The sequence below is a fragment of the Aquabacterium sp. T101 genome, from assembly GCF_057219775.1.
Map to the genome: position 1 here is coordinate 35,726 of NZ_JBXVVZ010000009.1, position 14,332 is coordinate 50,057.

Below are 14,332 nucleotides of genomic sequence, written 5' to 3' on the forward strand. Positions count from 1 at the left end.
TCAGGCCGCCTTCTTCGCCAGCGCGGCGAGCACTTCGTCGGCGCGGTCGCGCTGCGCCATCGGGAAGCCGAGCCGCGCCCGGCTCTGCAGGTAGCTCTGCGCCACCGTGCGCGCCAGCACGCGGATGCGGCCGATGTAGGCGGCCCGCTCGGTGACGCTGATCGCGCCGCGCGCGTCCAGCAGGTTGAAGCAGTGGCCGCACTTGAGCAGCTGCTCGTAGGCCGGCAGCGCGAGCTGCTGCTCCATCAGGTGCTTGCTCTGGCGTTCGTGCGCCCCGAACGCCTGCAGCAGGAACTCGACGTCGCTGTGCTCGAAGTTGTAGGTGCTCTGCTCGACCTCGTTCTGGTGGTACACGTCGCGGTAGGTCAGGCCGTCGGTCCAGGTCAGGTCGTAGACGTTGTCCACGCCCTGCAGGTACATCGCCAGCCGCTCCAGGCCGTAGGTGATCTCGCCGGTGATCGGCTTGCAGTCGATGCCGCCGACCTGTTGGAAGTAGGTGAACTGGGTGACTTCCATGCCGTTGAGCCACACCTCCCAGCCCAGGCCCCAGCAGCCCAGCGTCGGGTTCTCCCAGTCGTCCTCGACGAAGCGCACGTCGTTGCGGCGCAGGTCGAAGCCCAGCGCCTCCAGGCTGCCGAGGTAGAGCTCGAGGATGTTCTCCGGCGCCGGCTTGAGCACCACCTGGTACTGGTAGTAGTGCTGCAGGCGGTTCGGGTTCTCGCCGTAGCGCCCGTCCTTCGGGCGGCGGCTGGGCTGGACGTAGGCGGCCTTCCACGGCTCGGGGCCGAGCGCGCGCAGGAAGGTGGCGGTGTGGCTGGTGCCCGCGCCCACCTCCATGTCGTAGGGCTGCAGCAGCGCGCAGCCCTGGCGGCCCCAGTAGTCCTGGAGTTTCTGGATGATGTTCTGGAAGGTCAGCATGGAAGACGGGTCTGCGGCACGCCCGGGGCACGCCACGTCGAAGGAGCGCCGATTCTAAGGAGCGGGCCTGCGCCGCAGCGCCGCGGCGGCGCCGATCACGCCCAGCGCCGCCAGCGCCAGCGGCCACAGCCCGGCCTGCGAGGCCCAGCGCGCATAGGGCGTCAGGCCGATGCGGCCTTCCACCTGCGCCTGCAGGCTGCCCCGGGTGAAGGGGGCCAGCCAGGCCGTGACCTCGCCGCGGTGGTCGATGGCGGCGGTGGCGCCGGTGTTGGTGGCGCGCACCATCGGCCGCTGCAGCTCCAGCGTGCGCATGCGCGAGATGTGCAGGTGCTGGTCGACGGCGATGGTGTCGCCGAACCAGCCGATGTTGCTCAGGTTGGCCAGCAGCGTGGGCGCGCGCGCGGCATCGGCGAAGCGCAGCGCCAGTTCCTCGCCGAACAGGTCCTCGTAGCAGATGTTCGGGCCGATGCGCTGGCCGCCGTACTCGAACGGCGGCGGCACCCTCGGGCCGCGCGCGAAGTCGCCCAGCGGGATGTTCATCATGTCGGTGAACCAGCGGAATCCCGGCGGGATGAACTCGCCGAAGGGCACCAGATGCTGCTTGTCGTAGCGGTAGAACGGCGCCGGGCCGCCGGGCGCCAGGCCGGCCGCCGAGTTGGTGTAGCCGGCCTCGAAGCTGCCCAGCGGCAGCCCGACGAGCGCGGCGCGCGGGCCGTCGCGAAACGGCGCAGTCAGGCGCTGCCAGGCCTCGTCGCCGAGCTGGTCGGGCAGCAGCGGGATGGCGGTCTCGGGGGCCAGCACCAGCGGCCCGGGCGCGGCGGCCAGCGCGCGCTCGAGCCAGGCCAGCGCCTCGGGTAGCCGCTCGGGCGCGAACTTCTCGTCCTGCGCCACATTGGTCTGGATCAGCGTCACGTCGATGCGGCCGGCGGCGCTGCTGAAGTCACGCCCGGCCAGCGGCATGGCCAGCAGCACGCCGGCCACCAGCGCCACCTGCCAGCCGCGTCCCGCCCCCTGGGCCAGGGCCGGCAGGGCGGCCAGCCCGGCGCCCACCGCACCGATGCCGTAGACGCCCAACCACGGCGCCAGGGCGGCCAGCGGCCCGTCCACATGGGCATAGCCGCTGGCCACCCACGGAAAGCCGGTCAGCAGCAGGCCTCGCGCCAGCTCGGCCAGCAGCCAGCAGGCCGCGAACAGGGCCGCGTCGAGACCGAGACGGCCGCTGCGCAGGCGGGCGAACAGCGCCATCGCGGCGGCGAGATACAGCGACAGCGCGGCCGACAGCGCCAGCACCGCCAGCGCGGCCAGCGGCGCGGGCAGGCCGCCGTAGCGGTGCATGCTGACGAAGAGCCACCAGGTGCCGGCCACCAGCCACGCGGTGCCGAAGCTCCAGCCGAGCAGGGCCGCCCGCCCCGGGCCGGCCCCGGCGACGCGCCAGGCCAGCACCGCGACGCAGGCCAGCGACAGCGGCCACCACGCCGTGTGCACGCAGGCGAGCGTGGACAGCGCGCCGGCCAGCGCCGCGAGGCCGAACTCGCGCGCGGCCCGCGCGCGCTCAGTCCGCATCGGCCGACAGGTCGCCGAGCTGCGATTCGCCGGGCAGGCGGGCGACGCGGAACCAGCGCACGGCGCCGCCGCGGGTGAGCATGACCGAGAAGCGCAGGCCGCCCAGGTCGACCGACTCGCCGCGCCGTGGCACGCGGCCGAACTCGTGCGCCACGAGCCCGCCGATGGTGTCGAAGTCGGACTCGGGGAAGCGCGCGCCGAAGGCCTCGTTGACCGACGCGATGGGCGCGTCGCCGGCCACCCGGTGCGTGCCGTCGGCCAGCGTGTAGACGCTGGAGTCGCGGTCGGCCTCGTCGAACTCGTCCTCGATCTCGCCGACGATCTCCTCGAGCACGTCCTCGATGGTGATCAGGCCGGCGGTGTTGCCGAACTCGTCGATCACGATCGCGAGGTGGTTGCGGTTGCTTCGGAAGTCGCGCAGCAGCTCGTTCAGGCGCTTGCTCTCGGGCACGAAGACGGCCGGGCGCAGCAGCGTGCGCAGGTTCAGCTCGGGCGCGCGCTGCAGCTTGAGCAGGTCTTTCGCGAGCAGGATGCCGATGACGTTCTCGCGCTTGTCCTCGTAGACCGGGAAGCGCGAGTGGCCGGTGTCGATCACGATCGCCAGCAGCTCGTCGTACGGGGCGTCGATGTCGAGCAGGTCCATCCGCGGCGCAGCCACCATGGCATCGCCGGCGGTCATGTCCGCCATCCGGATCACGCCTTCGAGCATGGCCCGGCTTTCGGGCTCGATCAGCTCGCGCTGCTCCGCGTCGGCCAGGGTCTCGATCAGCTCGTCGCGGCTGTCGGGGCCGGGCACGACGAACTCCACGAGGCGCTCGAAGAAGCCGCGCTTGTCGGCCGGGGGTCGGGTAGGGTGCGGGTCGGACACTGCAAGCGTGTCGGTTATCGCGGGAAGGAGAGAATACCCGACCCTTGCCCCCCGGCCGCCCGACCCCATCTGCGGTGGCCCCGGCCCACATCGAAACGGATCGCCCGCCCATGTCCCAAGGTCTCATCCCCGCCACCATCCTCACCGGCTTCCTCGGCTCGGGCAAGACGACCCTGCTCAAGCGCGTGCTGTCGGAGCAGCACGGCCACAAGATCGCCGTGATCGAGAACGAGTTCGGCGAGGAGAACATTGACAACGACATCCTGGTCGACGACACCGGCAACGAGCAGATCCTGCAGCTGTCCAACGGCTGCGTGTGCTGCACCATCCGCGAGGACCTGCGCAGCACGCTGACCACCCTGGCCGAGAAGAAGCGCAAGGGCGAGCTCGACTTCGAGCGCGTGGTGATCGAGACCACCGGCCTGGCCGACCCCGGCCCGGTGGCGCAGACCTTCTTCATGGACGACGCGATCGCCGAGACCTACCTGCTCGATTCGATCCTGACCCTGGTGGACGCCAAGCACGCCGACGGCCAGCTCGACACGCGCCAGGAGGCGCGGCGCCAGGTGGGCTTCGCCGACCAGATCTTCATCAGCAAGACCGACCTCGTCGATGCCGCCGCGGTGGACGCGCTGACGCACCGCATCAAGCACATGAACCCGCGCGCGCCGCAGCGTCGCGTGCACTTCGGCGAGGTGCCCATTGCCGAGGTGTTCGACCTGCGCGGCTTCAACCTGAACGCCAAGCTCGAGATCGACCCCGAGTTCCTGACCGACGGCGGGCACGACCATGCCCACGCGCATGACCACGGTCATGACCATGACCACGAGCACGGCGAGCACTGCGACCACCCGCACCACCACCATCACGACGACGACGTCAAGTCCTTCGTGTTCCGCTCCGACAAGGCCTTCAACCCGGCCAAGCTGGAGGACTTCCTGGGCGCCATCGTGCAGGTCTACGGCCCCAAGCTGCTGCGCTACAAGGGCGTGCTGCACATGAAGGGCAGCGACCGCAAGGTGATCTTCCAGGGCGTGCACCAGCTCATGGGCAGCGACCTCGGCCCCAAGTGGGCGGCCGGCGAGGCGCGCCAAAGCCGCATGGTTTTCATCGGCATCGACCTGCCGCGTGACATTCTTCTGCAGGGCCTCGAGCAGTGCCTGGTCTGAGCCGGCTCGAGTCGGCCGGCGTCGTGGCTACAATCCGCGCGCCCTAAATCCTGCCGTCACGCGCCGCAGCCGCGGCGCGAGCGGGTATAAAGCCGCATCGAGGAGAGCCCCCGTGAGCAAGTCCCCGGCCAAGAGCGCAACCCCGTCCAGGAAGGCGGCGGGCTCGGCTGCCGCGGCTGCCAAGAAGGCGCCTGCGAAGAAGTCCCCCGCACCCAAGAAGGCGCCGGCCAAGACCGGCGCCGCCAAGCCGGTGGCCAATCAGGCGCCGGCGAAGAAGGCCCCCGCCAAGACCCCGGCCAAGCCGGCCGCCAAGAAGGCGCCGGCCAAGCCCTCCCCGAAGCCCGTTGCCAAGCCGGCCGCGAAAGCGCCCGCCAAGGCAGCCGCCAAGCCCGCAGCCAAGGCCGCACCCCCGAAGACCGCTCCCGCCCCAGTGACCAAGACTGCCGCCAAGACCAAGACTCCCGCCGCCCCCGCTGCCGCCGTTGTCCAGACCGCCCCCGTCGCCGCCGCACCCGTGTCGGCCCCGCCCAAGGAGCCCCGGGCGGCCTCGCGCAATTCGCGCCACATGGCCGCGTCGATGCCGATGCCCGACCCCGCGCCCGCGAGCCGCTTCGCCGACCGTTTCGCGCCGATGCGGCAGTCCCGCCCCATCGCCGTCGACGCCCCGGTGCGGCCGGCCTACAAGGCCGACCCCAAGCTGGTCAACTCCTGGAAGACCAAGGCCGGGCGCGACCTGACCGAGCCCGAGCTGCTGGCCATGCCCGAAGGCGAGTACATGAACGAGAAGCAGCTCGACTTCTTCCGCGCCCGCCTGACCGCGCTGAAGGACGACCTGCTGTCCAATGCCGGCGAGACCACCGAGCACCTGCGCGAGGACACCTCCATCGTGCCGGACCCGGCCGACCGCGCCACCATCGAGGAAGAGCACGCCCTGGAGCTGCGCACGCGCGACCGCGAGCGCAAGCTGCTCAAGAAGATCTCGCAGTCGCTGGCGCGCATCGAGGCCGGCGACTACGGTTTCTGCGACGAGACCGGCGAGCCCATCGGCCTGGCGCGCCTGCTCGCGCGGCCGACCGCGACGCTGTCTCTCGAGGCGCAGCAGCGCCGCGAGATGAAGCAGAAGATGTTCGGCGACTGACCCGCGGCGGCTGCAGATGTCGGACAACGCACCCAAGGACAGCGAGAGCTTCTTCCGCAAGGTGGTGCGCTTCGTGGCCAATCCGGCCACGGACTGGGCCGACCTGAACTCGCGCCAGCCCGACGGCGCCGAGCTCGACCTGGAGAAGTCCGAGCTCAAGGCGATGATCGAGCGCAAGAAGCGCAACGACTTCGTCCGCAAGCGCGAGTTCGACATGCTGCGCAAGGTGCGCCGCGAGGGCCTGTCGCCCGAGCAGCTGGCCGCCCTGGGCGGCTCCTCGCGCATCGACTCCGAATCGCGCGGCGAACCCAATGCGCAGCGCCCGCCCGACAGCGGCGTCAAGGCCAAGATCGACGAGATCGAGCAGCAGATGGTGGGCGACGGCTTCACGCAGTCGGGCGCCCGGCGCGGCGGCGACATGGCGCCCACGCAGCGCCAGCCCTTCCGCGACACGTCCACCCGCCCCGCCGTGCTGGGCCGCACCAGCGAGCCGCCGCCGACGGTCCATTCGCCCGCCGCGCCTCCGGTGGCCGGCATGCCGCTGACGAACAGCGGCCGCGTGCCTTTCCAGGCTTCGCCCCAGTCGCCGGGGCTGGGATCGACGCCCGCGCCGGCCCCTGCCGCGGCAGCCAGCGCGGCCACTGCGCGCGCCGCCGAGGCGCTGTCGGTGTCCCTGGGCGGCCTGCACGGTCAGGCCGGGACGGACTTCGCCAGCCCGTTCACCGTCGAGGTCAGCGAGGTCGTCCACGACCCGGAGCTCGACGAGGCCGTGATCGCCTTCGCCAACGCCGACTTCGAGCAGTGTGAGCAGTCGCTCACCGCGCTGACCCACGGCGGGGCCCGGGCCCAGCATGCCGAGACCTGGCTGGTGCTGTTCGACCTGTACCGGGCCACCGGCCAGCAGCACAAGTTCGAGGGGCTTGCGCTGGAGTACGCGCAGCAGTTCGGCTGGTCGGCGCCGCAGTGGTTCTCCCTGCCCAAGCTGGTGGCCGAGGCCGCGCAGGCCGACCGTCCGCACCAGCAACGGGTGGCAGCCGGCGAGATCGGCTGGATCTGCCCTGACACGCTCGACACCGAGGCCGTGGCGCGGCTGCGCTCGGTGACGCTGCAACTGCCGCTGCCCTGGGTGTTCGACTGGAGCGGCCTGAAGTCGATCGATCCCGAGGCGGCGACGCACCTGTCCGAGCTGTTCCGCCAGTGGTCCGGCGAGTCGCTGGACATGCGCTGGCTGTCCGGCGAGCGATTCCTGGCGGTGCTGGCCGACGCCTCGCCCACCGGCGTCAAGGACGCCGACCCGGCCTACTGGGTGCTGCGCCTGGACGCGCTGCGCCTGGCCAACCGGCCCGACCAGTTCGACGAGGCCGCCATCGACTACTGCGTCACCTACGAGGTGTCGCCGCCGTCGTGGGAGCGCGCGCGCTGCCAGGTGCGCATCGGCGGCTCGGGTCTGTCCACGCAGTCGCCGCCGCTGTCCCAGGTGAGCGACGTGGCCACCACCTTCCTGGAATCGTCGATCGAGGACCTGCCGGGCGGCAACCATGTGCAGGTGGCCACGGTGGACCTGTCGGGCCAACTCGTCGGCGACATCGGCGCCACGCTGCAGCAGCTCGACGGTCAGCTCGGCTCGGCGTCGATGGTCACGGTGTCGTGCCAGCGCCTGATCCGGGTGGACTTCGTCGCCGCGGGCGACCTGCTGAACTGGGTGCTGTCCAAGCGCAGCGAGAACCGCAGCATCACCTTCGCCGACTCGCACCGGCTGGTGGCGCTGTTCTTCGGCGCCATGGGCATCAACGAGAACGCCAGCGTCCGCGTCCGCAACCTCTGACCGCCGCGGGCCGCCTTGAAGGCGGCGCGGCCGGTCCCACCTTTGCGCTCATGGAACCCACCTTCCACGGCACCACCATCGTTTCCGTGCGCCGCGACGGCGTCGTCGCGCTCGGCGGCGACGGCCAGGTGACGCTCGGCCACATCGTCGTCAAGGCCAGCGCGCGCAAGGTGCGCAAGCTGCACCACGACCGCGTGCTGGCGGGCTTCGCCGGCGCCACGGCCGACGCCTTCACGCTGTTCGAGCGCTTCGAGGCCAAGCTCGACAAGCACCAGGGGCATCTGCTGCGCGCCGCCGTCGAACTGACGAAGGACTGGCGCACCGACCGTGTGCTGCGCCGCCTGGAGGCCATGCTGGCCGTGGCCGACCGCGAGCATTCGCTGATCGTCACCGGCAACGGCGACGTGCTGGAGCCCGAGCACGGCATCGTGGCCATCGGCTCGGGCGGGGCCTACGCCCAGGCGGCGGCGCGCGCGCTGCTGGCGCACAGCCCGCTGGCCGCACCCGACATCGTCAAGCGCTCGCTCGAGATCGCGGGCGACATCTGCATCTACACCAACCAGTCGCACACGATCGAGGTGCTCGACGCGGAGCCGGCGCGATGAGCTCGATGACGCCCAAGGAGATCGTCTCCGAGCTGGACCGCCACATCGTCGGCCAGGCCGACGCCAAGCGCGCCGTGGCCATCGCGCTGCGCAACCGCTGGCGCCGGCAGCAGGTGGATGACCGGCTGCGCGCCGAGATCACGCCGAAGAACATCCTGATGATCGGCCCCACCGGCGTGGGCAAGACCGAGATCGCGCGCCGTCTCGCGCGCCTGGCCGACGCCCCCTTCATCAAGGTCGAGGCCACCAAGTTCACCGAGGTCGGCTACGTCGGCAAGGACGTCGACTCGATCGTGCGCGACCTGGTGGACGTGGCGGTGAAGCAGGAGCGCGAGCGCCAGATGCGCACCAAGCGCGCGCAGGCGGAGGACGCCGCCGAGGAGCGCATCCTCGACGCGCTGGTGCCGCCGCCGCGCACGCCGGCCTTCGGCGAGCCCGCCCCGGCGGCGGACAGCACCGCGCGCCAGGTGATGCGCAAGCGCCTGCGCGAGGGCACGCTCGACGACAAGGTGATCGACATCGAGCTCGACGCGCCGCGGCCCTCGCTCGAGGTGATGGGCCCGCAGGGCATGGAGGAGATGGCCGAGCAGCTCAAGGGCCTGTTCGCGCAGATGGGCGGCGCGCGGCGCAAGTCGCGCCGGCTGCCCATCGCCGAGGCGATGCGGCTGCTGGTCGACGAGGAAGCCTCCCGACTCGTCAACGAGGAGGAGATCCGCGCCGCGGCCCTGGCCCAGGCCGAGGGCAACGGCATCGTCTTCATCGACGAGATCGACAAGGTGGCCTCGCGCTCCGACGTCGGCGGCGCCGACGTCAGCCGCCAGGGCGTGCAGCGCGACCTGCTGCCGCTGGTGGAAGGCACCACGGTGAGCACCAAGTACGGGCCGGTCAAGACCGACCACATCCTGTTCATCGCCTCGGGCGCGTTCCACCTGTCCAAGCCGAGCGACCTGATTCCCGAGCTGCAGGGGCGCCTGCCGATCCGCGTCGAGCTGGCATCGCTGACGGTCGACGACTTCGAGGCCATCCTCACCAGCACCCAGGCCAGCCTCGTCAAGCAGTACCAGGCCCTGCTGGCCACCGAAGGCGTCACGCTGGAGATCACGCCCGACGCGGTGCGCCGCCTGGCGCAGATCGCCTGCGAGGTGAACGAGCGCACCGAGAACATCGGCGCGCGCCGCCTCGCCACGGTGATGGAGCGCCTGCTCGAGGAGCTGAGCTTCGAGGCGCCCGACCGCGGCGGCAGCACGGTGCGGCTGGACGCCGCGGCGGTGGACGCGAAGCTCGGCGCGCTGGCCCGCAACGAGGACCTGTCGCGCTACGTCCTCTGAGGCGCCGCCAGGAGCGCCCGGCGACGATCAGCGCGGCAGCTTGTCCTGCCGGTCCTGCTGCAGGGCGAGGAGCCCGTCGAAGATCAGCGAGTCGACCGTCTCGAAGGGCAGGTCGGTGATGGGGGCCATCTTGACCGCGGCGCCGCCGGTCATCAGGCGCAGCGGCTCGACGCCGCCGCTGCGGGCGACGAGGCGGTGGTGGATGCGCTCGATGGCACCGGCCAGCGCATGCGCGCCGCCACTCATCAAGGCGTCGCTGGTGTTGGTGGGGAAGTCCACCACTTCGCCGGTGGGCACGCGCAGACCGGCGGTGCCCTGCTCCAGCGCGCGCAGCATCAGGCCGAAGCCGGGCAGGATCAGCCCGCCCAGGAAGCGGCCGGCCGCGTCGAGCGAGTCGACGGTCACCGCCGTGCCCACCATCACCACCAGCGCGGGCTGCGGCGGCGTGCCCAGCCGCCGCGAGCGGTCCAGCACGTGCCAGCGCGCACCGGCCAGCGCCGCCCAGCGGTCGGCACCGAGCCGCGTGGGGTGGTCGTAGCCGTTGATGACGCCGGCCGCCTGGGCTGACGGCACGATCCAGCGCGGTTCCATGTCCCACAGCTCGAGCTGCTCTTCCACGCGGCGGCGCACGGCGTCGCCGGCCACGTTGCTGCCGAGCATGGCGGTGGGCGCGGGCAGCGTGCGCCAGTCGGTTTCCGCCAGCACGTCGATGGTCTCCAGGAACACCGCGCCGGACGCGCGCGGCGCCAGGCCCGGCGTGGGGGCGTCGAACAGCGCCCACTTCAGCCGCGTGTTGCCGATGTCGATGGCCAGGAAGGTCATGGCGAAAGGGCCCGCCCCGGCCGGGTCGGGGTCACGTGGCGGGCGGGCGCGATGCCGCGGGCAGCGTGAGCAGGTGCCGCACGTGGCGCAGCATCTGCGCCGCGATGATGCGGCGGTGCGGCTTGCGCAGGCGGTGCTCCACCTCGTCGAGCAGCGCTTCCAGGGCCTCGCGCGTGGCGGCCCGCTTGAGCTTGAGCACGGTCAGCGCACCGGCCACCGGGGCTTCGCTGCGCACGGCCTTCACGAGCAGCGAGCGCGCCTCGTCCAGCGGGCGGTCGCCGCGGACGGAGAGGTCCTCGTCCAGCGCCGACCAGCTCGAGTCGCCGAGCAGGCTCTGCGACGACGGCAGCAGCGACGTGTCGGCGCCCTGGGCGTCGGTGATGCCGGGCGCGGCCACTAGACCCATGGCCACCAGCTCCGCGAACGCCGTGGGGCCGGCGCCGGCCTGCTCGGCCAGGCGATGGATCTCGTCGACGCTGCGCTGCCCGTCGACGAGGAACAGCACCGTGCGCTGCCGCTGCGACAGGTGGCGCGAGCGCCCGGCCAGCTCGATCTGCCCGGCGTTGGTGCGCTGCGGCGCCGAGCGGGCGCGCTGGCGGGAGTCCGGGGGCGTCAGGCTGGACGGCATGGGTCGGAATTGTGCAGAAAACACGGCATCGGCTGTGGTGCGGCGGCTGCACCGAGGGCAAACCACGAGGCGTGCCGCGTGTCAGTCGTCAGCACGGGGATTGGTGGCATCATCGGCTGGTTGACGTTTACGTAAACGTCAACCAGCTTCCGGACGCCCCGCCATGACCGAGCTTTCCGCCGACTACCAGGCCCTGGCCGCCTACCGCCCGCGCCACAAGGTGCGCTTCGTCACCGCCGCCAGCCTGTTCGACGGGCACGACGCGGCGATCAACATCATGCGCCGCATCCTGCAGGGCATGGGCGCGGAGGTGATCCACCTCGGCCACAACCGCTCGGTCGACGAGGTGGTGACCGCGGCGCTGCAGGAGGACGCGCAGGGCATCGCCGTCAGCAGCTACCAGGGCGGCCATGTCGAGTACTTCGGCTACATGGTCGATCTGCTGCGCTCGCGCGGCGGCGACGGCATCCAGGTGTTCGGCGGCGGCGGCGGCGTGATCGTGCCGGCCGAGATACGCGACCTGGCGGCCCGGGGCGTGCGCATCTACAGCCCCGAGGACGGCCAGCGCATGGGCCTGCAGGGGATGATCGGCGAGATGCTGATGCGCTGCGACGTGGCCGCGGGCGCGGCGCCGGCCTCGCTGGACGCGATCCGGGGCCACGACGAGGCCGCGTGGCGGGCCCTGGCGCGGCTGATCAGCGCGCTGGAGAACGGCAGCGTCGACGCCGCCACGCGCGCCGCGCTGCGCGAGCGCGCCGCGGCCACCAAGGTGCCCGTGCTCGGCGTCACCGGCACCGGCGGCGCCGGCAAGTCGAGCCTGACCGACGAGCTGGTGCGGCGCTTGCGCCTGGACCGCGACGACCGGCTGCGCATCGCGGTGGTGTCGATCGACCCGTCGCGGCGCAAGAGCGGCGGCGCGCTGCTGGGCGACCGCATCCGCATGAACGCGATCGGCCCCTGGGCCCAGGGGCCGCGCGTGTACATGCGCTCGCTGGCCACGCGCGAAGCCGGCAGCGAGATCAGCGCCGCACTGCCCGACGTGCTGGCGGCCTGCAAGGCGGCTGGCTTCGACCTCGTGATCGTCGAGACCTCCGGCATCGGCCAGGGTGACGCGGCGATCGTGCCCCACGTGGACGTGCCGCTGTACGTGATGACGCCGGAGTACGGCGCCGCGAGCCAGCTCGAGAAGATCGACATGCTCGACTTCGCCGAGTTCGTGGCGATCAACAAGTTCGACCGCAAGGGCGCGGCCGACGCGCTGCGCGACGTGAGCAAGCAGGTGCAGCGCAACCGCGAGGCCTTCGGCCGCTCGCCTGACGAGATGCCGGTGTTCGGCACCATGGCCAGCCGCTTCAATGACGACGGCGTCACGGCGCTGTACCAGGCCCTGGCCCGGCGCCTCGCCGAGCTCGGGCTGGCCCCGGGCGGCGGGCGCCTGCCGGCCGTGGCCACGCGCCACAGCACGCAGCGCATGCCGATCCTGCCGCCGGCGCGCGTGCGCTACCTGGCCGACATCGCCGACACCGTGCGCGCCTACAAGCGGCGCGCGCGCGAGCAGGCCGCGCTGGCGCGCGAGATCCAGCAGCTGCGCGAGGCGGCGCGCATGCTCACCGTGGGCAAGCCCGACAAGCCGCGCGCGGCGGAAGCGGCGATCTCGCTGGCCGAAGAGCGCGAGGCGCGGCTCGACCCGCAGGCGCGCAAGCTGCTGGCCCAGTGGCCCGACATGCAGCGCGCCTATGCCGGCGACGAGTACGTGGTGAAGATCCGCGACCGCGAGATCCGCACCGCGCTGACCCACACCACCCTTTCGGGCAACAAGGTGCGCAAGGTGGTGCTGCCCGGCTTCGAGTGCCACGGCGAGCTGCTGAAGTGGCTGATGCTGGAGAACGTGCCCGGCAGCTTCCCCTACACCGCCGGCGTGTTCGCCTTCAAGCGCGAGGGCGAGGACCCCACGCGCATGTTCGCCGGCGAGGGCGACGCGTTCCGCACCAACCGCCGCTTCAAGGTGGTGAGCGAAGGCATGCCGGCCAAGCGGCTGTCCACCGCGTTCGACTCGGTCACGCTGTACGGCCACGACCCGGACCGCCGGCCCGACATCTACGGCAAGGTCGGCAACTCGGGCGTGTCCATCGCCACGCTCGACGACATGAAGGTGCTGTACGGCGGCTTCGATCTCACCCACCCGGCCACGTCGGTGTCGATGACGATCAACGGCCCGGCGCCGACGATCCTGGCGATGTTCATGAACACCGCCATCGACCAGAACCTGGACCGGTTCCGCACCGACAACGGCCGCGAGCCCACCGACACCGAGGCCGCCAAGATCCGCGAGTGGACGCTGGCCAACGTGCGCGGCACAGTGCAGGCCGACATCCTGAAGGAAGACCAGGGCCAGAACACCTGCATCTTCAGCACCGAGTTCAGCCTCAAGGTGATGGGCGACATCGCCGAGTACTTCGTGCACCACGACGTGCGCAACTTCTACTCGGTGAGCATCTCCGGCTACCACATCGCCGAGGCCGGCGCCAACCCGATCAGCCAGCTGGCGTTCACGTTGTCCAACGGCTTCACCTTCGTGGAGGCGTACCTGGCGCGGGGCATGCACATCGACGACTTCGCGCCCAACCTGAGCTTCTTCTTCAGCAACGGGATGGACCCCGAGTACACGGTGCTGGGCCGCGTCGCGCGGCGCATCTGGGCCACGGCGATGCGCGACCGCTACGGCGCCAACGAGCGCAGCCAGAAGCTCAAGTACCACATCCAGACCAGCGGACGCAGCCTGCACGCGCAGGAGATCGCGTTCAACGACATCCGCACCACGCTGCAGGCGCTGATCGCCGTCTACGACAACTGCAACAGCCTGCACACCAATGCCTATGACGAGGCCATCACCACGCCGACCGAGGAAAGCGTGCGGCGCGCGATGGCGATCCAGCTCGTCATCAACCGCGAGTGGGGCCTGGCGAAGAACGAGAACCCGAACCAGGGCGCGTTCGTCATCGACGAGCTGACCGAACTGGTGGAAGAGGCCGTGCTGGCCGAGTTCGAGCGCATCGCCGAGCGCGGCGGCGTGCTGGGCGCGATGGAGACCGGCTACCAGCGCGGCAAGATCCAGGAGGAGTCGATGCACTACGAGATGCTCAAGCACACCGGCGAGCATCCGATCATCGGCGTGAACACCTTCCGCAATCCGCACGGCGACGCGGTGCCCGAGCACATCGAGCTGGCGCGCAGCACCGAGGACGAGAAGCAGTCGCAGCTGGCGCGGCTGGCCGACTTCCAGGCGCGCCATGCCCAGGCGGCGCCGGCGATGCTGGCCCGGCTGCAGCAGGCGGTGATCGACGACCGCAACGTGTTCGAGGTGCTGATGGACGCGGTGCGGGTGTGCTCGCTGGGCCAGATCACCCACGCCCTGTTCGAAGTCGGCGGCCAGTACCGGCGCAGCATGTAGGGCGCGGCCCCGGGCCG

General features: G+C 71.4%; 11 protein-coding genes. 6 read left to right on the top strand and 5 right to left on the bottom strand.

What is annotated here, in order from left to right; genetic code table 11:
- From glyQ to AC2EAQ_RS17550, 3 genes are read right to left on the bottom strand one after another with little or no spacing between them, the layout of a single operon-like run.
- Positions 1-918, bottom strand: a complete 918-nt coding sequence (gene glyQ / locus AC2EAQ_RS17540; RefSeq protein ID WP_484645729.1) for a glycine--tRNA ligase subunit alpha — start codon at positions 916-918, stop codon at positions 1-3.
- 54 nt (positions 919-972) lie between these two features.
- Complete coding sequence (gene lnt, locus AC2EAQ_RS17545) at positions 973-2,481, bottom strand: apolipoprotein N-acyltransferase (RefSeq protein WP_484645730.1); 1,509 nt, start codon at positions 2,479-2,481, stop codon at positions 973-975.
- Positions 2,471-3,349, bottom strand: coding sequence for a CorC family transporter (locus AC2EAQ_RS17550; protein ID WP_484645731.1), 879 nt, complete (start codon positions 3,347-3,349; stop codon positions 2,471-2,473). Before AC2EAQ_RS17550 ends, lnt begins: the two co-directional genes overlap by 11 nt.
- Before the next feature lie 110 nt (positions 3,350-3,459).
- Between AC2EAQ_RS17550 and AC2EAQ_RS17555 the strand changes: the two genes are divergently transcribed.
- The 5 genes from AC2EAQ_RS17555 (at position 3,460) to hslU (ending at position 9,414) form a co-directional block, all read left to right on the top strand.
- Positions 3,460-4,518 (top strand): CobW family GTP-binding protein, encoded by a 1,059-nt coding sequence (locus AC2EAQ_RS17555; RefSeq protein WP_484645732.1) that lies wholly within the window; start codon positions 3,460-3,462, stop codon positions 4,516-4,518.
- A gap of 112 nt (positions 4,519-4,630) precedes the next feature.
- On the top strand, positions 4,631-5,656 hold the full coding sequence (gene dksA / locus AC2EAQ_RS17560) for an RNA polymerase-binding protein DksA (protein WP_484645733.1): 1,026 nt from the start codon (positions 4,631-4,633) through the stop codon (positions 5,654-5,656).
- 16 nt (positions 5,657-5,672) lie between these two features.
- Entirely contained in the window at positions 5,673-7,481 is a 1,809-nt protein-coding gene (locus tag AC2EAQ_RS17565) for an STAS domain-containing protein (RefSeq protein WP_484645734.1), read from the top strand.
- 50 nt (positions 7,482-7,531) lie between these two features.
- Positions 7,532-8,086, top strand: coding sequence for an ATP-dependent protease subunit HslV (hslV, locus tag AC2EAQ_RS17570; protein ID WP_484645735.1), 555 nt, complete (start codon positions 7,532-7,534; stop codon positions 8,084-8,086).
- Positions 8,083-9,414 carry an ATP-dependent protease ATPase subunit HslU gene (gene hslU, locus AC2EAQ_RS17575; protein ID WP_484645736.1) on the top strand — a complete coding sequence of 444 codons (1,332 nt, stop codon included), beginning with the start codon at positions 8,083-8,085 and terminating at the stop codon, positions 9,412-9,414. Before hslV ends, hslU begins: the two co-directional genes overlap by 4 nt.
- 27 nt (positions 9,415-9,441) lie before the next feature.
- Here hslU and AC2EAQ_RS17580 read toward each other — a convergent pair whose 3' ends face one another.
- A complete protein-coding gene (locus AC2EAQ_RS17580) occupies positions 9,442-10,236 on the bottom strand; it encodes a type III pantothenate kinase (protein WP_484645737.1) in 795 nt (264 codons plus the stop codon).
- Between the two features lie 31 nt (positions 10,237-10,267).
- Positions 10,268-10,864 carry a hypothetical protein gene (locus AC2EAQ_RS17585; protein ID WP_484645738.1) on the bottom strand — a complete coding sequence of 199 codons (597 nt, stop codon included), beginning with the start codon at positions 10,862-10,864 and terminating at the stop codon, positions 10,268-10,270.
- A gap of 163 nt (positions 10,865-11,027) precedes the next feature.
- Here AC2EAQ_RS17585 and icmF point away from each other — a divergent pair, with 163 nt between their 5' ends.
- Positions 11,028-14,315: a fused isobutyryl-CoA mutase/GTPase IcmF gene (icmF, locus tag AC2EAQ_RS17590; RefSeq protein ID WP_484645739.1), complete on the top strand. Its 3,288-nt coding sequence runs from the start codon at positions 11,028-11,030 to the stop codon at positions 14,313-14,315.
- Positions 14,316-14,332: the final 17 nt, after the last annotated feature.